The 21,595-nt window shown below is 61.5% G+C and carries 20 protein-coding genes; 12 read left to right on the forward strand and 8 right to left on the reverse strand.

Annotation, left to right across the window (positions count from 1 at the left end; translation table 11 throughout):
- Nucleotides 1-73 precede the first annotated feature (73 nt).
- Nucleotides 74-1,171 carry a 5-methyltetrahydropteroyltriglutamate--homocysteine S-methyltransferase gene (locus AC5I5I_RS10000; protein WP_495758543.1) on the forward strand — a complete coding sequence of 366 codons (1,098 nt, stop codon included), beginning with the start codon at nucleotides 74-76 and terminating at the stop codon, nucleotides 1,169-1,171.
- An 88-nt stretch (nucleotides 1,172-1,259) separates the two neighbouring features.
- On the opposite strand, the gene AC5I5I_RS10005 is transcribed toward AC5I5I_RS10000, so the two are convergent.
- Nucleotides 1,260-2,561, reverse strand: a complete 1,302-nt coding sequence (locus tag AC5I5I_RS10005) for a phenylacetate--CoA ligase family protein (protein ID WP_495972415.1) — start codon at nucleotides 2,559-2,561, stop codon at nucleotides 1,260-1,262.
- Between AC5I5I_RS10005 and AC5I5I_RS10010 the strand changes: the two genes are divergently transcribed.
- Nucleotides 2,506-3,333, forward strand: coding sequence for a TetR/AcrR family transcriptional regulator (locus tag AC5I5I_RS10010; protein ID WP_495972417.1), 828 nt, complete (start codon nucleotides 2,506-2,508; stop codon nucleotides 3,331-3,333). The genes AC5I5I_RS10005 and AC5I5I_RS10010 overlap by 56 nt on opposite strands.
- Nucleotides 3,334-3,339: 6 nt before the next feature.
- On the opposite strand, the gene AC5I5I_RS10015 is transcribed toward AC5I5I_RS10010, so the two are convergent.
- On the reverse strand, nucleotides 3,340-4,182 hold the full coding sequence (locus AC5I5I_RS10015; protein WP_495972419.1) for an IclR family transcriptional regulator: 843 nt from the start codon (nucleotides 4,180-4,182) through the stop codon (nucleotides 3,340-3,342).
- 188 nt (nucleotides 4,183-4,370) lie between these two features.
- Here AC5I5I_RS10015 and AC5I5I_RS10020 point away from each other — a divergent pair, with 188 nt between their 5' ends.
- Genes AC5I5I_RS10020 through AC5I5I_RS10030 form a run of 3 tightly spaced genes read left to right on the forward strand, consistent with a single transcriptional unit; the run spans nucleotide 4,371 to nucleotide 7,248 of the window.
- Nucleotides 4,371-5,327: a Bug family tripartite tricarboxylate transporter substrate binding protein gene (locus AC5I5I_RS10020; protein WP_495972421.1), complete on the forward strand. Its 957-nt coding sequence runs from the start codon at nucleotides 4,371-4,373 to the stop codon at nucleotides 5,325-5,327.
- A 25-nt stretch (nucleotides 5,328-5,352) separates the two neighbouring features.
- Nucleotides 5,353-6,267 carry an NAD(P)-dependent oxidoreductase gene (locus AC5I5I_RS10025; protein ID WP_495972423.1) on the forward strand — a complete coding sequence of 305 codons (915 nt, stop codon included), beginning with the start codon at nucleotides 5,353-5,355 and terminating at the stop codon, nucleotides 6,265-6,267.
- A gap of 21 nt (nucleotides 6,268-6,288) precedes the next feature.
- On the forward strand, nucleotides 6,289-7,248 hold the full coding sequence (locus tag AC5I5I_RS10030) for a Bug family tripartite tricarboxylate transporter substrate binding protein (RefSeq protein ID WP_495972425.1): 960 nt from the start codon (nucleotides 6,289-6,291) through the stop codon (nucleotides 7,246-7,248).
- Nucleotides 7,249-7,296: 48 nt separating this feature from the next.
- Here the strand turns inward: AC5I5I_RS10030 and AC5I5I_RS10035 are convergent, their stop codons facing one another.
- Nucleotides 7,297-8,088, reverse strand: coding sequence for an SDR family NAD(P)-dependent oxidoreductase (locus AC5I5I_RS10035; protein ID WP_495972427.1), 792 nt, complete (start codon nucleotides 8,086-8,088; stop codon nucleotides 7,297-7,299).
- A 126-nt stretch (nucleotides 8,089-8,214) separates the two neighbouring features.
- Between AC5I5I_RS10035 and AC5I5I_RS10040 the strand changes: the two genes are divergently transcribed.
- Together AC5I5I_RS10040 and AC5I5I_RS10045 are read left to right on the forward strand one after the other, a co-directional pair.
- Nucleotides 8,215-9,207, forward strand: a complete 993-nt coding sequence (locus tag AC5I5I_RS10040) for an aminopeptidase (protein ID WP_495972429.1) — start codon at nucleotides 8,215-8,217, stop codon at nucleotides 9,205-9,207.
- A 19-nt stretch (nucleotides 9,208-9,226) separates the two neighbouring features.
- Entirely contained in the window at nucleotides 9,227-10,129 is a 903-nt protein-coding gene (locus AC5I5I_RS10045; protein ID WP_495972431.1) for an NAD(P)-binding domain-containing protein, read from the forward strand.
- Here the strand turns inward: AC5I5I_RS10045 and AC5I5I_RS10050 are convergent.
- The 3 genes from AC5I5I_RS10050 to AC5I5I_RS10060 all read right to left on the reverse strand — a co-directional run bounded on the left by AC5I5I_RS10050 (nucleotide 10,126) and on the right by AC5I5I_RS10060 (nucleotide 13,794).
- On the reverse strand, nucleotides 10,126-11,877 hold the full coding sequence (locus AC5I5I_RS10050; protein ID WP_495972433.1) for a metallophosphoesterase family protein: 1,752 nt from the start codon (nucleotides 11,875-11,877) through the stop codon (nucleotides 10,126-10,128). The two genes, AC5I5I_RS10045 and AC5I5I_RS10050, sit on opposite strands and share 4 nt — an antisense overlap.
- A gap of 216 nt (nucleotides 11,878-12,093) precedes the next feature.
- Complete coding sequence (locus AC5I5I_RS10055; protein ID WP_495972435.1) at nucleotides 12,094-13,224, reverse strand: hypothetical protein; 1,131 nt, start codon at nucleotides 13,222-13,224, stop codon at nucleotides 12,094-12,096.
- Nucleotides 13,225-13,479: 255 nt separating this feature from the next.
- Nucleotides 13,480-13,794, reverse strand: coding sequence for a LysR substrate-binding domain-containing protein (locus tag AC5I5I_RS10060; RefSeq protein ID WP_495972437.1), 315 nt, complete (start codon nucleotides 13,792-13,794; stop codon nucleotides 13,480-13,482).
- Between AC5I5I_RS10060 and AC5I5I_RS10065 the strand changes: the two genes are divergently transcribed.
- A complete protein-coding gene (locus AC5I5I_RS10065; protein ID WP_495972439.1) occupies nucleotides 13,721-14,443 on the forward strand; it encodes an FAD-dependent monooxygenase in 723 nt (240 codons plus the stop codon). The two genes, AC5I5I_RS10060 and AC5I5I_RS10065, sit on opposite strands and share 74 nt — an antisense overlap.
- 121 nt (nucleotides 14,444-14,564) lie before the next feature.
- Here the strand turns inward: AC5I5I_RS10065 and AC5I5I_RS10070 are convergent, their stop codons facing one another.
- Nucleotides 14,565-16,880 (reverse strand): xanthine dehydrogenase family protein molybdopterin-binding subunit, encoded by a 2,316-nt coding sequence (locus AC5I5I_RS10070; RefSeq protein ID WP_495972441.1) that lies wholly within the window; start codon nucleotides 16,878-16,880, stop codon nucleotides 14,565-14,567.
- A gap of 204 nt (nucleotides 16,881-17,084) precedes the next feature.
- Between AC5I5I_RS10070 and AC5I5I_RS10075 the strand changes: the two genes are divergently transcribed.
- The 4 genes from AC5I5I_RS10075 to AC5I5I_RS10090 all read left to right on the forward strand — a co-directional run bounded on the left by AC5I5I_RS10075 (nucleotide 17,085) and on the right by AC5I5I_RS10090 (nucleotide 20,501).
- Nucleotides 17,085-17,840: a TetR/AcrR family transcriptional regulator gene (locus tag AC5I5I_RS10075; RefSeq protein ID WP_495972443.1), complete on the forward strand. Its 756-nt coding sequence runs from the start codon at nucleotides 17,085-17,087 to the stop codon at nucleotides 17,838-17,840.
- A gap of 99 nt (nucleotides 17,841-17,939) precedes the next feature.
- Nucleotides 17,940-18,941 carry an ABC transporter substrate-binding protein gene (locus AC5I5I_RS10080; RefSeq protein WP_495972445.1) on the forward strand — a complete coding sequence of 334 codons (1,002 nt, stop codon included), beginning with the start codon at nucleotides 17,940-17,942 and terminating at the stop codon, nucleotides 18,939-18,941.
- Nucleotides 18,942-18,949: 8 nt separating this feature from the next.
- Nucleotides 18,950-19,711 (forward strand): ABC transporter permease, encoded by a 762-nt coding sequence (locus tag AC5I5I_RS10085; RefSeq protein ID WP_495972447.1) that lies wholly within the window; start codon nucleotides 18,950-18,952, stop codon nucleotides 19,709-19,711.
- Nucleotides 19,695-20,501 (forward strand): ABC transporter ATP-binding protein, encoded by an 807-nt coding sequence (locus AC5I5I_RS10090; RefSeq protein WP_495972449.1) that lies wholly within the window; start codon nucleotides 19,695-19,697, stop codon nucleotides 20,499-20,501. Before AC5I5I_RS10085 ends, AC5I5I_RS10090 begins: the two co-directional genes overlap by 17 nt.
- A 165-nt stretch (nucleotides 20,502-20,666) precedes the next feature.
- On the opposite strand, the gene AC5I5I_RS10095 is transcribed toward AC5I5I_RS10090, so the two are convergent.
- A complete protein-coding gene (locus tag AC5I5I_RS10095; RefSeq protein WP_495972451.1) occupies nucleotides 20,667-21,587 on the reverse strand; it encodes an ABC transporter substrate-binding protein in 921 nt (306 codons plus the stop codon).
- Nucleotides 21,588-21,595: the final 8 nt, after the last annotated feature.

Genomic DNA, 21,595 nt, shown 5'->3' on the forward strand with positions numbered 1-21,595 from the left:
GCGGAATTTTTTCGAATCCGGATTTGATTTTTGTCACCTATTTGATAGCGTAGGAGAAACAGGAGGAAATGCCATGCTCGACCTGCCCCGCGCCGACCACGTCGGAAGCCTGCTGCGGCCCGATGCGCTGAAAAAGGCTCATCGCGCCCATATGGAAAAAAAGATCGACGACGCGGCGCTTGAGAAGGTCGTGGCGGAGTGCATCACTGATGCGGTGCGGCATGAGGAAGACGCTGACCTCCGCTTCATTACGGACGGCGAATTTCGCCGCGGCTCCTGGTTTCTCGGGTTTGTCGAATCGCTCAGCGGCATCGAACTCAAGAAGGCCGAACTTATGTTTCGCCTCGGCGGCCATGAAGCCACCTGGTTCGGTCCTGTGGTCACCGGCAAGCTCGCACGCAAGCGGCCGATCGTGGTGAACGATTATCGCTTTCTTTCGGGTATCACAAAGCGCACGCCAAAAGTAACGTTGCCGACGCCGAGCATTCTGCACTTCTTCGGCGGCAAGGAAGGGATGGACCCCAAATCCTATAAGGACAGGCAGGCGCTTGCCGACGACCTTTGCGCAGTCTACCGACAGGAGATCGACGAACTTTACCGTGCCGGGTGCCGGGTGGTGCAGCTCGACGAGGTCGCGCTCGCGCTGCTGTGCGATCAGAACATCCGCGATTCCCTGAAAGCCGGCGGCGAGGACCCCGCGAAGCTGACCGATTTTTATTTCGACATGATTGCGTCCGCTCTGAAGGACAAGCCGGCGGACATGGCCGTGCTCGTGCATCTGTGCCGCGGCAATTACAAGGGCCACTGGATGGGTCAGGGCGGCTACGATCCGATCGCGGAACGGCTGTTTTCCGAGCCCGGGATCGACGGCTATCTGCTCGAATATGACAGCGAGCGTGCCGGGAGCTTCGCGCCGCTGCGGTTCCTGCCGAAGGGCAAGCGTGGCTATCTCGGTCTCATCAGCAGCAAGACAGGCGCGCTCGAGGATATCGATTCACTCCGCCGACGCCTCGACGAGGCGTTCAAGCATGCGCCGGAGGAGCGGCTCGGAGTCAGTCCGCAATGCGGCTTCGCGTCGAGCGTCGGCGGCAATCCGATCACCGAAGCCGAGGAATGGGCGAAGCTCGCCCGGGTCACCGAACTCGCCCGCGCCGTGTGGGGGACGAACTGAGCTCTCTCGGTCATTGCCGGGCTTGACCCGGCAATCCATCAAGCGAAAACGATGGATGCGCGGGTCAAGCCCGCGCATGACGGTGGTGCTACCGGCTCCGCCCATCAACGAAGCGCCGCGCCTTTACGTCGGTGAGAAAGAGCTGCGCCAGCCGGCCTGTTTCGAGCATTTCAATCTCTGGCGTCACCTCGAACGCGGTCTTCACCGCATGAGAGAGCCTGGCGGTTTCGGCGTCGCCATCGGCGCCGCGCATCAATTCGATCTGCAGCAGCAACGTGTCGATGCCCGATCGGTCATGCACCTCCAGCCGGAAGTCGATCACCGCCGGATTGCGATGCATGAAGTCTTCGAAATCGGTGTGATTGATATTGATGCCCTTCACCTTGAAGAAGCCCGCGGTGCGCGCCGCGTGCTGGAAAACGGGATAGACCGATAGCGGCCCCTTGGTCGCACCCTGCTCCTTCAGCACGCCGATATCGCCGAGGCTCCAGCGCAGGAACGGCGTCATCGTGTTGGTATAGAGCGGAGTCATCAGCAGGATGCCGGCGGTCCCGGGCGCGACCGGCATGCCGGACGCCTCATCCACCACTTCGGTAAAAAACAGGTCTGTCCACAGATGCAGGCCGTCATGCGCGTCGGATTCCGAGCCCATTGCGCCGCCTTCGGTGCAGCCGAACTGATCGTAAACCTCCGCGCCCCAGAGCCGCTCCAGCTTCTGTCGTTTCGGCGCGGACAGCGGCTCGGCGGCGCACAGGATTGTACGCACGCCGCATTCGGAAATGTCGAAGCCCTGCTTCTGAGCAAGGCTCGCAAGTTGCAATCCATAACTGGGCATGCCGACCCAGACCGTGGGGCGCAGCGTGCGGATGAGATCGAGTTGCAATTCGGACGGCGTATTGTTGCCCGCTCCGGCCCAGACCGTACCGACACCGAGCATTTCACCCGAGCGCGCATAAAGCTGGCCGACCGGGTGAATGCCCATCGGAAACGAGATATGCGCCTTGTCATCCGCAGTGCAGCCGGCGGCGAGCCAGAGCCGCAGCCACATGTCGAGGCCGGCTTCCATGTCCTCGGCCGAACGTGGATAAAACAGGGGACGTCCCGTCGCGCCGCCCGAACGCCAATATTCGACCGCGAGCTTGTCCGGTGCGATCGCAAAGGTCTCATGAAACCGGTCGGCGGGAATCGTGCGCAATTCCTCCTTGGTCAGAACGGGAATCTTCAGCCATTCCTCGGGCTGATCGAGATGATCGGCCCTCACGTGATCGAGCCGCCCCTTGTAGAAGGGAGAGAGCCTTGCCCGCTCGAACGCCACCCGCTTCCGGGCGCTTTGAATGGCCGCGATCCGCTCGGGCGAGACCGCGGGGAACGTCAGTTCGCGATACTCCATGGCAGCTGGCCCTCACTTCGCACTGGCGAATAGTTTAGTGTTGCCGGGGCGCGGCATGGATTATAGCTTTGGCCTGCGATATTTTTCAAATCTAAATTCGAATTTTCGGAAACCGGATCGAATGGCGAGCAAGGCGGCCGGTACGGTACGACGCAGCGAGCGCGCGATGGCAGCGCCACGCCAGCCGACGCCGCATGTCAAGCAGAAGCAGGACCGGCGCCGCCGCGCGATCCTCGATGCCGCCGCGTTGGTTTTCGCCGAGCGCGGCTATTTCAATGCCACAATGAAAGACATTGCCGACCGGATCGGCATGCGTCCGGCCAGCCTCTATCACTATTATCCCTCGAAAGAGGCGGCGCTGGAGGACATGTGCCGCATCAGCGCTGTAGAGTTCTGCGAGCGCTTGCGCGCCGTGATTGCCAAAGGCGGACCCGCGGTCGCCATGGTCCGTGCCGGCATGCTCTCGCATCTGACCAGCGACCGCCGGGCCTATGTAGAGAATTTCGCGTTTTCGCGACGCAACCTGCCAGCCGGCGTTCTGAAGGAGCTCAACACCCTGGCGCGCGCTTATCGCCAGCTCTGGAAGAAGATCTTCATTCATGGTGTCGAACGCGGCGAATGGCGCAGCGACCTGGATGTCGATGTCGCGGCCGATGCCGTACTGGCCTTGTGCAACAGCGCGGCGGTCACGTTGCCGCGCCGCAAAAGTGCGGATGCCGATGCGGCACTGAAATGGATCCAGCTGTTCCTGTTGGGAACGCAGCGGCGTTAGGCGTCGCTATTCCGCCGCAGCCGGCACCGGCGCAAAACCAAGCGCCCGGCTGAGTTCGCCGGCGCGCTGCATCAATATCTGCAACAGACGCGCCTGGGTTTTCTTGTTGAAGCGCGTTTCTGGAATGGTGAGGCACAGGCTGCCGATCGTCTTGCGTTCCGAATTGAAGAGTGGCGTGCCGATACCGACCGCCCCACCGATCTTCTGGCCATGGGTGATGGCGTAGCCCCGCGCTCTGATCTCCGCCAGTTCGGTGATGACGGCGTCCCGGTCAGGCAGCGAAATACCCGTCGCAGGCGACGCGTCGTTGTCGGAGAGCGCCACCGCGATTTCCTCCGGCTCGAGAAAGGCGAGAACCGAACGTCCCGTCGCGCCCCACAGCAGCGAATGAGGCTGAAACAGCTCGATGCGATAGCGCAACGGATGCGAGGAAAACTCCGCGTGCAAGGCCATCACCTTGCGCTGTGCAGGGATATATTGAATGAGACAACAGGTTTCGTCGCAATCGCGTACAATCGCGCGCATGAACGGCTTGGCGACATCGACGATCCGAACCTTCGATGCAAGCAACGAGGCGATCCGCACCAGTTCGAGCCCCGGCGCATAGACCGGGCGGTCTGCGCTGCGCTCGACCATCCCCTCATCGGCAAGAAGGCCGAGCAGGCGATGCACCGTGCTCGCCGGCAGTTTCAGAGTCTGACAGAGAAACTTGATCGAAACCGGGCCGTCGGCTTCGGCGAGGCAAGCGAGCAGTTGCACGACACGCGCGACCGTGCCCGCGGCGGATGCATCGCGCATCTTCGCCGATGCGTTGCTGGTGTCGACGTTCAAACGATCCGTCCGGTTCACGCCCTATTTTCCTCTTGCACCTGCATCCGCTGCAGCGCGCCAAAATAGGTCCATGCAGCGGCGCGTCAATATATTTTTCCGATGAGCGGAATCATTGACCATTGAGCGGAACTGGGGCACAGATCGCTGAAACTCAAAAACATAATGGCAGCCCGAAGTCCGAGGCTGTCCCGGAGGAGCAACAATTCATGCGCCTTTTCGCTCTCGTCTTCGCCGCCCTTGCAGCGCTCGTTGTGCCGCAGGCGCTTGCGCAGCAATTCCCGAATCAGCCGGTGCGTGTGGTGGTGCCGTTCCCGCCGGGCGGCGGCACCGACATTCTGGTGCGGCTGATCCAGGACAAATATTCCGCAAAGCTCGGTCAGCCGGTCGTCATCGACAACCGGCCCGGGGCCAGCGGCAATATCGGCGCCGCCGTCGTCGCAAAGTCGAAGCCCGATGGCTATACGCTGCTGGTGCAGGCAACGATCGTCGGCATTTATCCGACAGTCTATGCCAGCCTTCCCTACGATCCGCAGAAGGATTTCGCCTGGATCGGCGGCGTCGCAGAATCCCCCGCGGTGATCGTCACCAACCCGAATTCCAAGTTCAAGACGATCGCCGACCTGATAGCCGAAGGAAAAGCGCGGCCGGTGAACTTCGCCTCCGCAGGTGTCGGCTCGCCACAGCATCTTGCGACCGAGCGCCTGAGCAAGCTGAACAAGGTCCAGTTCACCCACGTGCCCTACAAAGGCTCGGCCACCGCGGTCACCGATCTGCTGTCCGGCGTGCTTGACTTCGGTACGCTCAGCCTCAGCTCGGTTCTGCCGCTGATCCAGGAAGGCAAGCTGCGCGCGCTCGCGCTTGCAAGCGACAACCGCAGCAAGCTGATGCCGGACGTGCCGACGCTCAAGGAGGCCGGCCTGGGCGACGTGTCCGGCACCGTGCGCTTCATCATCGGTGCGCCGGCTGGAACACCGGACGCCGTGGTCCAAAAGCTGTCGAGCGATCTCAATGCCGTCGTGAAGGACCCGGAAATCCAGGAGGGTTTCGCCAAGCGCGGCTACGAAATCACGCTGGCCACGCCGCAACAGGTCCTGGCCATGGTGCGCGAACAGAAGGACATCTGGGATCCGCTGGTCACCGAGATGAAGCTGAAGTTCGACTGACCGGCCGCATTCGGGAGCAGACAGCGTGACCGCAAAGCTCGGTTTCATCGGCTGCGGTCACATGGGTGGCGCAATGGCGCTACGCCTTGCTGAAGCGGGCTATCCGCTTTCGGTGTGCGATCCGGACGCAGCACGGCTTGCGCCGCTCATCGCCAAAGGCGCCGTTGCAGCAGCGACGTCACGCGACGTGGCAGATCAGGCGGAGATCGTTTTCGCCTGCCTGCCCTCGCAAACGATCAGCCGGAATGTTGCCTTTGGCAAGGATGGCGTCGTCGGGGGCAAGGCGATCCGCATCTATATCGAGTCCTCCACCATCGGCCAGCCGACCATCCTCGCCATCGCCGACAAGCTTGCCGCCGCGAATATTGCGGTGCTCGACATGCCGGTCAGCGGCGGTCCGACCTGGGCGCGCGAGGGCAAGCTCACCACCATCCTGTCCGGCCCGAAAGACGCCCGCGACACGGTGGCCCCCGTTCTCTCAAAACTGGCCGGCCGCACAATAGTCGTCGGTGACAAGCCGGGGCTCGCGCAGGTCGCCAAGATCGTCAATAACGCGCTCTCTCTCACCGCGATGATGATCACGTCCGAAGCGATGGTCGCCGGGGTAAAAGCGGGTGTCGATGCCGATGCGCTGATCGAGGTGATCAATGCGGGAACCGGGCGCAATTCGGCGACGGTCGACAAATTTCCGAAGGCTGTCCTGCCGCGCACCTTTGCCTATGGCGGTCCCGTCGACATGGGCATCAAGGACATGGAGCTGTATTGCGATCTTGGTCGTGCCTCGGATGCAGAGACCCCGATCGGCCGGCGCGTCGCCGAGCTGTGGCATGTGATCACCGACGATATCGGCGCGAGCAGCGACCTCACCGAAATGGTCCGCCATTTTGAGAAGATCGCGGGCGTCGAAGTGCGCGGACGCAACAACAAGTCGAAGACATAGGCACACGAAGGGAGAACAAGAATGAGACCCATCATCGCCGCGGCGGCTTTGCTCGCTGCCCTGACCGGTTCCGCGCAGGCGCAGGCCGACTATCCCAACCGTCCCATCACCATCATCGTCAACATCACGCCCGGCAGCGGCACCGACCTGATCGCCCGCACGGTGGCCGACGGGTTGAAGACCATCCTGAAGCAGACGGTGGTTGTCGAAAACCGCCCCGGCGCCGGCGGCTCGATCGGCGCAAACGCGGTCGCCAATTCCGAGCCTGACGGCTACCGCCTGCTGGTATCCTCCTCGGCGATCGCCTCGCTACCGGCCGTCCAGACATCATTGCCCTACGACACCGAGAAAGACCTCACTCCGATTGCGCCGCTGGCGGATCTTCCGGCGGTGATCTGGATTTCGCCGACCAAGGGCATCAAGTCGATCAACGAGTTGGTCGAAAAAGCCCGCAAGGCGCCAGGAGAAGTGATGTTCGGCTCGAGCGGCGTCGCCAGCGCCTCGCATCTCGAAGTCGAGCGCCTGCGTGCGGCCACCGATATCAAACTGACGCATGTGCCCTATCGCGGCGCGCCTGAAGCCATCGCCGACACTGCCGCCGGCCGCGTGGATTTCGTGATCGCACCGTTCGCCTCGGGCCGCGCTTTCATGGACAACAAGCAGTTGATCCCGATTGCGTCGACCGCGAAGAAGCGCTCGCCGTTATTCCCCGACGTCCCGACCATCGGCGAGAGCGGCCTTAAGATGCGTATGGGCGCTTGGGTCGGCCTGTTCGGGCCGAAGGGCATGCCCCCGGAACTGGTGCAGAAGCTGCATGATGCGACGGTTGCGGCATTGCAACTTCCGGAAGCAAAGGACCGCTTTGCAAAACTCGGCGGCGACGTGATGCCGCAATCGCCAGCCGAGTTCAAAAAGATGATTTCCGACGAGATCGCGGAAAACAAGACATTGCTCGCGACTCTCTCTCAGGAAAAGAAGTAACGGCTGTCTCCAATTGGTCGTCCCCGCGAAAGCGGGGGCGACTCGATATCACTCCCCGCGCTTGGCGAAATAGGTCGCGCTGTCATACTGCGCGCCGATATGCAGGCCGCCGTCAACGATGACATGGGTGCCGGTGCAGCCCCGCGCCGCATCCGAACAGAAGAACAGGATCGGATCTGCGACCTCGTCAGGCGCGAGCCAGCGTCCGAGCGGCACTTGCTTCGGCACCGCCGCCCTGCTTTTTGCGTCGATCTTGGCGTCCATCTGCGGCGTCATGATCGGTCCCGGCAGCACCGCGTTGACGCGGATATTGTCGCGCGACAATTCGAATGCCGCATGCCGCGTCAGCCCGAGCACACCGGATTTGGCGGCGGTATAGCTGACGCCATTGTTGAACGACATCTGGAACGCGGCAAGCGAGCCGACCGTCACGATCGCCCCGCCACCGGCGCGCCGCATCGCCGGCGCCACCGCCTTGATGCAATAGAACGGCGCCGTGAGATTGAGCCCGACGATACGTCCCCAATCCTCCGGGGTCGCACTCTGGATCGTGGTGGGGGAACCGCCACCCGCGACATTGACCAGGACGTCGATGCGCCCGAACGCCTTCTCAACCTCGTCCACCGCGCGCGCGACATCGTCCCATTGCGTGACGTCGAGGCAATGGACGGAGAGTGATCCCGGCAACGCCGCTTTCAACTGATCGAGCCGTTGTTGATCGCGATCGAAGGCCGCCACGCTCGCGCCGGCGCTGAGGAAACGCTGCACCGTCGCGGTGCCGATGCCGCCCGCCCCGCCAGTTACAATCGCGACCCGCCCGTCGAACTCACGTCTGCTCATTGCCCGTATTTTCCGTTGAGTGGAAAGACCTTTTGTTGAACGGAATGATATGGGCTGCTACCAGACTTGCCAAGCGCGCGCGCCTTGCGATCGCGTAAACGCTGCATCCATCCGGGAGAACACGACGTGACCTATAGCCTGAACGAGATCGCCAAGGTGATGCAGACGCCGCTGAAGCTCAACGCCAAGGCCGGCGACAAGATCTTCGTCATCACCGACACCAAGATGGATCCGATCCTCTGGCAGGGCTTTTCCCATGCGGCGAAGGAGCTCGGAATGGAGGTCGCTGTCGGCGTGATGGAGCCGCGCGCCACGCATTCGTCCAACCCGACCAGCGCGATCCATCGCGCCGCGCTCGACCCGGCGCTCGACCTGATCGTCTACCTCACCTCGACCGCGATGGCGCATGCGACCATAACCGAGGAGCTGATCGACAACGGCAAGCGTCACCTGCTGATGGAGGAACTGACGCCTGCGATGCTGTCGCCCGACGGTCCTGCCGGCGCCGATTATGCGGCCCTCAACGAAGTCGGTCTGCGCATCGCCAAGATCTTTACCGAAGGCGACACCTGCCACGTCACCTGCCCGAACGGCACCAACCTCACCGCCAGCATCAAGGGGCGTCCCGGCCGCTCGATCGCCGGCATCCCGGTTCAGTTGCGGCCCGGTGGTGGCGGCGGTTGTGCGTTCCCGGATGGCGAAGCGCATGTCTGCCCGGTGGAAGGCACCGGCAACGGCATCGTGGTGTTCGATCTCACCGCCCATTCCGTCGGCGCAATCAAGGAGCCAATGGAGCTCACGGTCGAGAACGGCTGGGTGACGAAGATCGAAGGCGGACGCGAAGCCGCGATCTGGCGCGAGATCCTCGAAAAGCACGGTGACAAGAACAGCTACAATTGTCCGGCTGAAATCTCGATCGGCCTCAACCCGAACGTGACACCAACCGGCGTGATGCGCACCGACAAGAAGATGTACGCCACGTCCCATATCGGCATGGGCGATACCATGGCGCTTGGCGGCACCTGCCACGCCAAACTCCGGCTGGAGGGCGTGATCCGCAAACCGGAAATCTCCGTCGACGGCAAGACCCTGACACGCGACGGCAAGATCCTGGTCTGATCGCCGGAGCACACGATCCATGCGCATGATCTCCGAGGCCGAAACGGTCGACGCACTCTCGATCGCGGAGGCCGCGGACGTCATCGCGCAGACCTACAGGGCGCTCGGCAACGGCGAGGTCGAGCCCTCGACGCCTTCGGCGATGCGCGTCGCCGGTCCGCCGCACCGCATCCAGCTCAAGGGCGCGATTCTTAAGGCTGACGGCATCGCCGGGGCGCGGCTCTCGTCGCGCGGCCATCCGCGAATGATCCTCTGGGATCTCGCAAGCGGTGCGCCGATCCTGTTTCTCGAAGAGAACTGGCTATATTCGTTTCGCACCGGCGTATCCGGCGCCGTGGTTGCGCGCTGGCTCACGCCGCGTCCCAATCCGCGCATTGCGCTGATCGGCGCGGGCGCGATCGCAACGCATATGGCGCGCGCCTTTGGAGAGCTCTGCACACCGGAAGTGATCGCGGTCGCGTCGCGCACACGCGAGTCTGCAGAGCGCCTCGCAGCCAGCGTCCAAAACGCCCGTGTCGTGGTGGCGGATTCGATAGAGGCAGCCGTCCGCGACGCGGACATCGTCGCGACCATCACCACGGCGGCGTTGCAAATCGTGCAATCGGACTGGATCAAGCCGGGTGCCACCGTGCTGTCGATGGGCGGCGGGCCGGAATTCGACATCAGCGTCTGGCACAACGCCGCGCATCGCTTCGTCGACGATCTCGATTATGCACTCTACCAGGGCGACCTGTCGTCCTGGGTGAAGGATGGCGCGCTGACGCAGGCCGATGTCACGGCGAACATTACTAGCATCGGTGAGGCCGCGAATGGCCGCTGGCCTGGACGAGGCGATCCGAATGAAAGCGTGCTTGCCGTCATCCAGGGCCTGACGGCGCTCGACCTCGCACTGGCCTACCGGATCCTGCGCAAGACCGGCTAGGGTTCTGCGGACGGCGCTTCACCGGCGATCTCCACCCGTTCCGGGTGCGCCATCAGATAGCGCCCCTGCTCGTCCACCCCGAGCGTGTGGATGTAAAAGGCCGTCGTATCGGCCTCGCGGGCTTCCATCACCGGCGATGGCGCGGACACTATCACCAGCCGTCCGCAGCGGCCGATCCAGTCGACATGACGATGCCCATGCATGACGATCGCGCGCCGGGCGATCCGCTGCACTTCCCGTACGAACCATGTTCCGTTGATTAGCGCGGTACCAATCCGCTCCGACAACGCGATTGCCGGCGTCGGATATTCCACAAGGTGATGGTGAAGCGCGACGATCCATTGCGCTTTCGGGAATTGCCGTACCACCGCATGCATGGCGCGCGACTGTTCTGTCGACATCAAGCCGAGCGCATTGGTGAAAGAAAAATGCGTCAGCGCGGTCGAGTTCAAGAGGATGATCCCGAGCCCGTCTTCGGTCTCGGGTGGCAACACGATCGGAAACGCCTCGGCCCAGACCTTCGCAAGCTTCGCCGACAAACGCAGCGTTCCTGTATCCGCGAAAGTCGCGATATCGGCCGCATGGGGCGCAACCGCCTGTTCCAGCGTTTGCCCCAGGCGCCGGTTCTCGAGATCGACGACATGGGTGCGCGCACCCTGCACCGCGCAGATGCCGGACAGCGCGCGCATCTCGCGCAGACGCCGGCCGGGGCTGGTCGGAAAATCGAGCTTCGCGGGATTGGACCGATCGACCACGTTGATGTCGTGGTTGCCGGGAAGAATCAGCATCCGCTCGCTGAGTTTGGGATGACGCAGCACGGCGGCGAAGAACTCCGCCCATTCCGCAGACCGGCCTGCATCGGTGATATCGCCGGTGATCAGGACATGGTCGAGCGGCTTCTGCGCGTGCATCTCCTCGAGCCGCTGCAGCAGCCTCCCGAGCCGTTCGTTGCCGCGCGGACCGAGGCGTCCGCTTTCCAGCCGGAAGCCGAAACGCTCGCCGACGACATGAACGTCGGACAGATGCACGACCCGCCATGACCGCTTCAGCGTCGCGGCATCGACGAAATCCGACCAGCCCCGCGGCTGGTCCATCGACGCGTCGGCGAGACCCCAAACGAATGTCACCGCCGTGCAATAGGCGAACAGGATCACGCCCGCATTCGCCAGCGCCGGCACGATCAGGCTGAGTGGCGACAGCAGATCGGCGAATTGCGCGCTCCAGCGGGTGTGAGGTCCGATCAGCCATATGACGAACAGCGAGATGACACAGAGTATGAGCCCGGCGGCCGCCGCGCTGAAGGCGCGCAGTCGTGCGCGACTCGCCTCGTCCAGCCAATGTCCCAGCGCGAGCTCGGCGAAATGGCGGATGACCTCCCGGAACAGCGCATAAAGCGGCTGCACCGCCATGGCATTGAGCGCCCAGAACGCCTGCTCCGCGACGCGAAAGACAGTGCGGCCCCCGAACCAGCCGATCACAAGAACGACGAAAATGAGCGCGAGGGTCAGCAACCCGCCATAGGTCGTGCCCGCGGTGCGGGAGAACGTGTGCAGCCAGGCGGAGCCGATCAGCGGGGTGAGGCCGAGAAGAAAGCTCGGCAGCGCAACCAGCAGCAGCCAGGCGGCAACCAGCTTCGGCAGACTGATTTCAACCAGCAGCGTGCCGGCAAGCGACAGCAGCGAGCGGCCCTTGGTACTGGACGTATCGTCCTCGACGTCGCCTTTGCGCGGATCGAGCAGCAGGGTCATCCGGCCTCGTGTCGGCTGGGGTCGTGAGCACGGCGCCCGCACCTTATCTGGCTTTTCTGACGCCAACCATTGGCGGATTTGACAATGGCCGCCATTCGCGGGGTTGCGGAGAGACCGTCAAATCCAGGGCCGTCCGGAATCGAATCCTGACGCCGTTCCGGAGATTTTGACATACCTGTCGAGACGCGATGCGAATCTTAAGATCGCGCGGATGATTCACCGCTTCAGATGGCCGTCAAGGGCGGCGGTGAGCCGCTTGAATTGTTCGCCAACGTCCTGCCGGATGGCTTCCAGCGAACCGAAACATGCGGTCAACGCCGCCATCCGCTGTTCCAGCTCGCTCTTGGTTTTCGACAGCCGGTCGAACCGCTCGCCAATCGTTCCGCTCTCGTCCTTTTCAAGCGACAGCAGACACTGGTCGACCTCTTTCTGCAGCGCGGCCACCTGATCGATCAGCGCCTTGATACCGGTTTCGGCACTGCGCAGCGGCGCAATCTCGCCCTGCAATTGCTGCATCCGGTCCCTGATCTGTTCGAACTTGCCGAAGGTGGTTTCGAGACCTTCCAGGCGCGTGTGCCCGCGGTTAAGAAACCCCTCCGTCTCCTCGAGACGCGTATCGAGCGTCTTGCCGGTCTCGTCTTTCTCCAGATCACCCAGCGCCCGATCGATCAGGGCCTGGCGCTCCTTGACTTCGCCAAGCATCGGTTCGATCACGCGTCGCTTTTCGGAAACCGACCCCAGTTGTGTGCGCAGCGCCTGCTGCCGGCGCCGGATCTCGTCAATTCTGCTCTGAAGGTCGACCGCTTCGTTCTGCGCCGCCTGCTCCGACGTCCGCGCCTCCGTCTGCGCCAATCGCTGATGAACGTCGTCGATGATGGCCACGGGATCGGTCCCGACCAGATGGCGCACGGCGGCGTCGGCGCCGCTCTGCTGCTCGTCCGCGGCCGACACCTGGTCGCGCAGTCCGTTCATTCTCTTCTGCAGAAGATCCATTGCTTTGGCTTGCTGGGCGATCCGGTCGGACTGCCAGATCGCGGCGCCGATCAGAAAGACCACAACCGCAGCGATCAAAAAGATCGCGAGCTTTTGATCGATGGGCCAGCCCAGTACCGCGTTGAGTGCATTTCCCGGCGCTATTCCGAGGCTTTGTTGCAGCACGACGAGCGCCACGATGAGAAGCGCAACACTGATGATCAAGACAATGCGCATCATTACAAATTCCTCTAACGAAAAAATCGCTGCGTCACTCTGGAACCCACGTCTCAGGCAAATCCAACTTGCGCGCAAGGGCGTGTTTGCCCAGCTCGCATGCCGTCCAATCAAACATTTGAGAGAAAACGGTGCCACCGACGACGAAATGCCTCAGTGACACATTCGCCCTGAGCAACCGCACGATGTCCGGCCCAGAACCACAATCCGGTACGATGATGTGAGCTGGCGCTCCCTGGGGAGGCGACGAAAATTCGATAAATCAATGGGTTAGCCAAGCATTTGGAAAGCCCTCTCCACCCGAGGACCTAACAGGGCTGACTTGAGACCCGACATAGGGCAATCCTCAAGCTCTAATCGAACTGAGAACTCGGGGGATACAAGCTAGAGTCATTAGTGGTGTTGTTTGAGGCTTTGAATTCCGGCCGATAGTAGCGACGCGAGTCTGTCGGCGGCGGGCGTCAACGGATGCGAAACACGCTTCCACAATTTCACATGCTGCATCGGAAGCTCCGCATCCGACAGCGGCACGAAGGTGATGTCCTCGCGCGCGATCTCATGCTCCAGGCCGAGCCGGGTCTTGAATGCCACGCCGGCTCCCACTGCTGCAAACGAGCTCAAAATCCCGGTAGAGTTGGACGACAAGCGCAATCGCGGCTTAAAAACTTCAGAACTGACCGCCAATTCGACGAGTTCATGCAGCAGCATCGTCGGGTCCGCGCTCCAGTTCGACACCGAGGGGTCGCACTACGCGCTGCGCAATTTCTTCTCCGATCCGAATGAATGGTGCAATCTATTCAAGGAGAGAGGCGACGGCCCACCAGGGCTTTGGCGCGTTGTTTTTCCCGCACGAGTCGGCGAGACTGACGACCAAGCGCTGGCCCACGAGAACGTGCAGGCCCGCCTGAAAAAGTTCATGCCCCGCGACGAAGATTACGAATTAACTTCGCTGTCAATTTATCAGGTGCACCAGCGGGTTGCCGCAACTTTCCGCAAGGGGAACGTGGTACTGGCCGGTGACGCAGCTCACCTCAACAATCCGATCGGCGGCATGGGGATGAATGGCGGGATTCATGACGCGATCAACCTGGCCGACAAACTTGCGAAAGTCTGGGCTGGCGAGAGCGCTGACGATCTGCTCGACCTGTACGATCGGCAGCGCCGAACAATTGCGGCGGACTATGTCCAGGCGCAAACCATCCGAAACAAGAAGTTGCTCGACGAGCACGATCCCGAGGTTCGACAGCGCAATATCGCTGCCCTCAGAGAAATCGCTCAGGATCGGGCACGGTCTCGCGCCTATCTGCGCGCTGCCTCGTTGATTGACAGCGTCGAGGCGAGTTCCCGCATAGTTTAGCGGCTTTCGGACTAGACGCTCATTTGGGCCAATGTCCGCTTCGTGCCAGAAGCAGAAGTTCGTTGAGCGACTAGGTTTCCCCTCGCCATATCGAAGCTCCGGCCCAGACGACCACACCACTCTAGCTGCGCATAAGGGAAAGAGCGCGCCACACGCGTTCAGCCGTCGCCGGCATCTGAATATCGGCGCTGGCGCCCGCCCGCCAAAGCGCATCGCTGACTGCATTAATGGTCGCGGCGACAGCACCTGTGACACCGCACTCGCCGGCGCCTTTTACGCCCAGTGGATTACTGCGTGCCGGAACCTCATGAAGCTCGACCCGCGCTACGGGAATGTCATTCGCGCGCGGCATGCCATAATCCATGAACGAGCCCGAAAGCAGTTGACCCTCTTCATCGTACACGATGTGCTCCATGAGCACCTGGCCAATACCTTGGGCAAGGCCGCCCTGCACCTGCCCGTGTACGATTGTTGGGTTGACGACCACGCCGACGTCATCGACAGCGGCATAGCGCACCACGCTGGTGCGACCGGTCTCCGGATCCACCTCGACTTCGCAGATGTGACATCCATTCGGGAAATTCAGTTCATCGGCGTCGAAATCGCCGGTGGCATCGAGCGTCCGCGGCAGGTCTTCCGGCAGATTTGGTTGGCGCTTGAGCCACTGCGCCAGGTCGATGAGACTGACGCTGCGGTCGGTACCAACGATCCGGAACGCACCATCCACGAACTCGATATCGGCCGGGTTGACCTCCATCCGGAAGGCAGCGAGCTGGCGGCCTTTGCGGATGGCTTCCTGACAAGACAGGAACAGGGCGGAGCCGGCCATGAGCAGCGAGCGCGATGCGATCGAGGCCAGACCGCGCGGTACGTCACGACTGTCACCCTGGCGCAGCCGAATGATCTCGGGATCGACTCCCAACTGGGCGCTGACCAACTCTGCAAAGCTGGTCTCGTGACCCTGACCGCTTGACTGTGTGGCCACAACAAGGTCGATCCCGCCATCATCGGCAAAACGGAGATCGGCGCTCTCGAACAGCAACCCACCGACGCATTCGAGGAAGCAGCTGATGCCAAGACCTCGTAGCTTCCCTCTGGCGCGGGACTCTTCTGCTCTTATGGAAAAGCCATCCCAGTCCGCCAACGCTAGTGCCTTGTCGAGAACCGCTTCGAAGTCGCCGCTGTCATAGAGGCGCCCGGACGGCGAACGATATGGCATTGCCGAGGCAGGAATCATGTTCTGACGCCGCAGGGCAACTGGATCGCGACCGGTCTCTCTCGCCGCAGCGTCTACAAGCCGCTCCATCACCAGCGCTGCGGCCTCGCGGCCCGCCCCGCGATACGGTCCGATTGACGCCGTGTTCGTCATCACGAGCTTGACCGTGACGTCGATACAAGGGGTCCGATAGACCAGCGGAAGGCCATTCGTCGTATTGCGGATCGTGACGTAAGGACCATGAACGGAGTAATAGGCGCCCATAGCGTCGAGCACCGAAAGCCGAACGGCCATGAAATTGCCGTCGCGGTCGAGCGCGAGTTCTGCGTCCATCACCGAATCGCGGGCATGGTTGTCCGACAATAGATGCTCGGCGCGCGTGCCCTGCCATTTGACGGGGCGGCCCAGTGCGCGCGCCGCATGGAGGATCGCCACGTCCTCCGGATAAGGCTGTTCTTTCACTCCAAACGCGCCGCCGACGTCATGGGTAAACACCAGCATGCGTTCACGCGGCACGTTGAAGGTATGATCGCAGAGCACGCGCAGCATGTACTGCACGCCCTGGCTTGCGCAGATCAGTTGCCAGGCTTCAGATGAGGCGTCGTAGCTCGCAATCGCCGTACGCGGTTCTATCGGGTTCGCGATCACTCGATTGTTGATGATCCGCAGTCGCGTCACATGGGCAGCGTCCGCGAAAGCCTGGGCCGCAGCGGCCGAGTCCCCGCCCTGCCAAGTCAAGGCGACATTGTTTGGCGCGGTGTCCCAGACAAGGGGAGCGCCATACTGTACCGCACCGAGAGTATCGACCACAGCCGGCAGCGGGTCGATATCCACTCTGACGAGTTCACTTGCGTCCTCGGCCTGCAGCCGTGTTTTTGCCACCACAACGGCGATCGGCTCGCCCACGTGACGAATTCTTCCTGTCGCAAGCGCCGGACGAGGCGCGTCGACCGGTGTCGGCATCGCGAATCCCGGGATCGGCAGATAGGGGATCTTGCCGATACCAGCCGCGGCAAGATCCTCGGCCGTGAAAACCCCCAGGACTCCCGGCGCTGCGCGTGCGGCTTCCGTGTCCACGCCTTTCAGAATTCCATGGGAGAGGTTCGAACGGACAAAAACGGCCTGCGCCTGATCAGGCAGATAGAGGTCATCGGCGAAAACCCCACGACCCGTAACGAGGCGTAGGTCCTCCCGGCGGTGGGTGGGGCGGGAAATGCTCAACGGATGGTCCGGAAATGCGATGGGATGATCGATAGGCGGACGCCCGCTCGCGTGAGCCGATACATCGATTTCCTCCCGACCGAGAAGCTTTACGCTCGGCTTGATTAAGTGGTTAGTTAGAAATAGGCTTATAGCCTCTTGCAGGTCAAGTCATGATAGATGATGCGCTTGCACTTGGCTTGAGCCGCAGGAATAGTTCGGTCCATGCAGAAGACAGCGAAGCGCGAGCGTAAACCGTCGAAGGAGGCGCCTGTCTCAACCGCGGAGACGGGAAAAGCACTTGCTCGCGGCCGCTCGAATGTCCGCACGCAGCAGGGCGAAACCCGGGGACGAATCCTGGCGTGTGCGCGCGCTGAATTTGCCGAGAAGGGGTTTGCAGGTGCGAGAACGGAAAGCATCGTTCGTGCGGCCGGCGTCAATCCCAATTTGCTCTATCACTATTTCGGATCGAAAGAGCAGCTGTTCGTCGCCGTTATGGAGGACGTCTATAGTGATGTTCGATCGCACCACGGCGACCTCGAGCTTGAGAATCTTGCACCTGAAGAGGCGATCCGACGCTTTACGGAGGCGACTTTCGACCTGTTCGTGGCCTCCGACGATGTGATCAGGCTTTTCTCGACTGAAAATATCCACCACGCGAAACATATACGCGGCTCGGAGCGGATATCGCATCTCTACGATCCGCTACTGTCACTGCTGGACCGGCAATTGACGCGCGGGCGAGAGCAAGGCGTTTTTTGCGCTGCGGTGGATGCGCAGGAACTGTTCATAACCATCACAAGCCTGTCCTATTTCTACCTGTCGAATAGGCACACGCTCAGCGTCATTCTTCGCACCGATCTCAATGCTCGCGCGCGGCGCGAACGCCGCCGCCGGCACATTGTCGATGTCGTGTTGACCTATCTTCGTGATGGCGACGATGGTGCCCGACGATTGCCCAAGCCGAAAACTCCGGCTTGACCTTTTATTCGCAGCCTGCGTAAGCTAATTAACTAGTTAATCGACGCCGAAGCGTCAGGCATCCGAGGCGACAAAGAGCGCCCCATGGGAGGAAATAGCATGCGAAAATTGTTCGCGACGGCTCTGGCTGTCCTCGGTTTCCAGGTCGTATCGCCGGTTTCTGCGCAGGAGCGCTTGACGCTCGTACTCAACTGGGTGCCCTCAGGCGATCACGCGCCGTTCTACTATGCCATTCAACAAGGTTGGTACCGCGACGCCGGCGTCGATGTGAGGCTGGAGATCGCTCGCGGCTCCGGCGCATCGTCGGCGCGAGTTGGAGCCGGAGCGGAGATGGGCATCGCCGATCTCGGTTCGGCGATGGTCGCCAAAGGCGCGGGTGCCGATCTTGTTGCGGTGATGAATATCTTCGCCAACTCGCCGCAGGGTTTCTACTGGCTGAAGTCGTCGGGCATCAATTCCGCCAAAGACTTCGTGGGACGCAAGCTCGGCAATCCGCCTGGAGATGCCGCCCGGGTGATGTGGCCCGCAATTGCAAAACGCATGGGCGTTGATTCGAACGGCGTAAGCTGGGTCAACATCAATCCCGCGGCCAAGCCGGCAGCGTTGATCTCGAAGCAAGTCGATGGCACCACCTTCTTCTACAATTACCACTACATCATGCAGCGTGAGATCGGCGATGATCTTGGCTTTGCCTCGTGGCGGTCGCTTGGCCTTAATCTTTACGGCAACAGCTTGATCGCTAACGGCAAGTTCCTCAAGGAAAAGCCGGATGCGGTCCGCGCCGTCACACAAGTGTCGCAGCGCGCCTTTCTGCATTGTGTGAAAACACCCGAGCCCTGCGTTGCAGCGATGACGGCGGTGGTTTCGGGCATTAAGGCCGATGAGGAGATGCAGAACTGGAAGCTCACGGTGTCTGCGTTGATGGACGATGACGCTTTCCGCACCGAGGCGTTCGGATGGTTCGTGCCGAAGCGGGTCGAAGAGGACCTTGCGGTGGTGAGCGAGACCTTCGAACTGAAGCAGCCCTTCAAGGCGGACACGGTCTACACCAACTCGTTCCTCGACAAGTCGTTGCGGCTTCCTGCTCGCCCGACCAACTGAATCGATCCGTGCGGCACAAAACCTTACAGCTGGCGAGTCTAGCAATACTCGCCCATGTACTCGCGGTTCTGGCCTGGTATCTGGCCGTCAGAATCGGGAATATTCCGGCTTTTGTGCTGCCTTCGCCGATCGCTACCGTCGCAACGCTCGGCAACGAGCGTTATGACTGGTGGACCAACACGGCGGTCACGGCTGTGGAGATTTTCGGTGGCTTTCTGCTCGCGACCGCTCTCGGCGTCTTCTTTGCGCTGATCTTTACGTGGAGCCGTTGGGGCTTGGCGCTTCTGATGCCGCTGCTCGTGACCTTCAACATGATCCCAAAGGTGGCGCTGGGACCTCTGGTGATTGTGTGGATGAGCTACGGTATACTGACCAATATCGTCATCGCCTTCGCGATCGCATTCTTTCCAATCCTGTTGACCACGCTGCGTGGCTTGCGCGAAACCGAGCCGGAACTGCTCGAACTGGTGCATGCCCTCAAAGCCACGCGCTGGCAGATTTTCACACGGATTCAATTGCCGGGATCGTTACCCTATCTGTTTTCGGGAATGAAAGTCGGCTCGGTTCTTGCGGTAGCAGGAGCGATCGTCGGTGAATTTATCGGCTCTGAAGCCGGACTGGGCTATCTTATGCTACAGGTTCAGGTGCGCCTGGACACGGCCGCGATGATGATGGCGGTTCTGCTGATCAGCGGTATCGGAATTATTTTATACGGATTGGTTTCGGCGCTGGAAGCGCTGGTGGTGGTGCGTGATGCACGCCTCAACTGAGCCTCGACCAAAAGCCGATGAGGGCTTGGCGCCCTTCATCCGGCTGCGAAACGTCGCCAAGACGTTCTCTCGCGACGGCACGGATTTCAAAGCACTGACGGATGCCAGCTTCGATGTTAAAAAGGGCGAGCTGGTCTGCCTCGTCGGTCCCTCGGGCTGTGGCAAAAGTACGCTCCTGAGAATTCTCGCCGGCCTGCTGCAGGCCGATAGGGGCTCGACGATCTCGATCGGCGGAGCAACCGAGCCTTTCGTGCCGGGGCGGGATGTCGGGATCGCGTTCCAGCAGCCGCTTCTGCTTAAATGGCGACGCGTCCTCGAAAACGTGCTGCTCCCAGCCGATATTCTGGGCCTTCCACACAAGGCGAGCCGCGAGCGTGCGCGGGATCTGCTCAATCTGGTTGGTCTGTCAAATGCGGAGCGCAAGTACCCCTACGAATTGTCCGGCGGGATGCAGCAGCGTGTTGCGATTGCGCGTTCTCTCATTCACGATCCGAAGCTCGTGCTCATGGATGAACCGTTTGGAGCGCTCGATGCGCTCACGCGCGAGCGCATGAATGTCGAATTGCTGCGGATATGGGAGCAGAGCGGCAAGACCATCATTCTGGTTACACATGGAATTGGCGAGGCCGTATTCCTCGGTCAGCGCGTGGTCGTTCTCACGGCTGGGCCTGCGCGGATGGCCGCGGATATCACGATTGATCTGCCGGCGCGGCGTACGCTCGAAATCAAGACCAGCGAGGCCTTCGGCAGGTATTCGCGCGAAATCTACGCCCTCCTTGGAATGGCCTGATCAGTGCCATTCTTGCGGCCTCCGAAAAGCAATTAACGCGGAAGTACGCTTTGGATCGGTAACGAAACTAGGCAGATGTCTGCTTCGTGCCATTAGCGGAATACGTTGCCTTCTCGGCAATGTGAGTCCTCCAACGCTCCTAGGAAATCGCTCGGTACGACTCCTTCACGGCAGGATCAGCTTGGCCGGGTCGATCTTGTTCTTCAGCATGTTCTGCTTGTTCATGACGTCAATCCAGAAAGCGACCTGCTCCGACGTGACCTTGGTGCTGACCTTCGGCAACGGGATCGTTTTCAGGACCGGTGCCGGAAGTTTCAGCGCCTTGCCGATGGCGTCGCGCGCCTTTTCCGGGTCGGCTGCGATCTCGGCGGCCGCCTCTTCGATTGCTGCACGGAATGCCTTGACCTTGTCCGGGTTCTTCTGCGCCCAGTCGCGCGTCGTCACATACATCACCGGCGGCACGTCGCCCGGCAGCGTCGTCACTAGATTGAGTATCTGCTCACCATCGCCGCTCTGGATGATACGGCTCATGAATGGGTCGCCGGTCACGACAGCATCGATCTGGCCGGCCTTTAGCAGATCCCCGTGAACCGGAAACATCGCTTCTACGAAGTTGACCGATTTCGGATCGACCCCCTCCTGCGTCAGCCAGCGCCGCACCATCACGTGCAGGACCGCATTAAGGCCGGGCGCGCCGAAGCGCTTGCCCTGCAGGTCTTTCGCGGTCTTGATGCCGCTATCCTTCCGGACGACGATGCCGATACCGGTGCCTTGCGGATTGTTCACCGATGCGCCCGCAATCACCACCAGGTCGATCCCGTTATCGACCGCCTGCAGCAGCGTGGTCGGTGTGGGCGCACCGACCTGTATCGAATCAGAGAGCAGCGCGGCCGGGATCGTTGGATTGATCGGGATTATGGTGAAGCGCCCGTCGATCCCGTGCTTCTTGAAAATTCCCTGCTGCTCCGCGACCATAGCGGTCACCTGCTCGGGATTGGGCGTCCCGCCGATCAGAAGTTGGGCATGAAGCTGCGCCGGAGACGACACCAGAACGGCCGCGAGTGCCGCTGCTGCTATAATCCTCATATTGTCCT

Source organism: Pseudorhodoplanes sp. (assembly GCF_059499825.1).

Excerpts from the sequence above, each read along its gene's own strand:
- AC5I5I_RS10000 (WP_495758543.1), top strand. The coding sequence starts at position 74 with ATGCTCGACCTGCCCCGCGCCGACCACGTCGGAAGCCTGCTGCGGCCC.
- AC5I5I_RS10010 (WP_495972417.1), top strand. The coding sequence starts at position 2,506 with ATGGCCGCGATCCGCTCGGGCGAGACCGCGGGGAACGTCAGTTCGCGA.
- AC5I5I_RS10005 (WP_495972415.1), bottom strand. The coding sequence starts at position 2,561 with ATGGAGTATCGCGAACTGACGTTCCCCGCGGTCTCGCCCGAGCGGATC.
- AC5I5I_RS10020 (WP_495972421.1), top strand. The coding sequence starts at position 4,371 with ATGCGCCTTTTCGCTCTCGTCTTCGCCGCCCTTGCAGCGCTCGTTGTG.
- AC5I5I_RS10030 (WP_495972425.1), top strand. The coding sequence starts at position 6,289 with ATGAGACCCATCATCGCCGCGGCGGCTTTGCTCGCTGCCCTGACCGGT.
- AC5I5I_RS10035 (WP_495972427.1), bottom strand. The coding sequence starts at position 8,088 with ATGAGCAGACGTGAGTTCGACGGGCGGGTCGCGATTGTAACTGGCGGG.
- AC5I5I_RS10045 (WP_495972431.1), top strand. The coding sequence starts at position 9,227 with ATGCGCATGATCTCCGAGGCCGAAACGGTCGACGCACTCTCGATCGCG.
- AC5I5I_RS10050 (WP_495972433.1), bottom strand. The coding sequence starts at position 11,877 with ATGACCCTGCTGCTCGATCCGCGCAAAGGCGACGTCGAGGACGATACG.
- AC5I5I_RS10060 (WP_495972437.1), bottom strand. The coding sequence starts at position 13,794 with ATGCTGCTGCATGAACTCGTCGAATTGGCGGTCAGTTCTGAAGTTTTT.
- AC5I5I_RS10075 (WP_495972443.1), top strand. The coding sequence starts at position 17,085 with ATGCAGAAGACAGCGAAGCGCGAGCGTAAACCGTCGAAGGAGGCGCCT.
- AC5I5I_RS10080 (WP_495972445.1), top strand. The coding sequence starts at position 17,940 with ATGCGAAAATTGTTCGCGACGGCTCTGGCTGTCCTCGGTTTCCAGGTC.
- AC5I5I_RS10090 (WP_495972449.1), top strand. The coding sequence starts at position 19,695 with ATGCACGCCTCAACTGAGCCTCGACCAAAAGCCGATGAGGGCTTGGCG.
- AC5I5I_RS10095 (WP_495972451.1), bottom strand. The coding sequence starts at position 21,587 with ATGAGGATTATAGCAGCAGCGGCACTCGCGGCCGTTCTGGTGTCGTCT.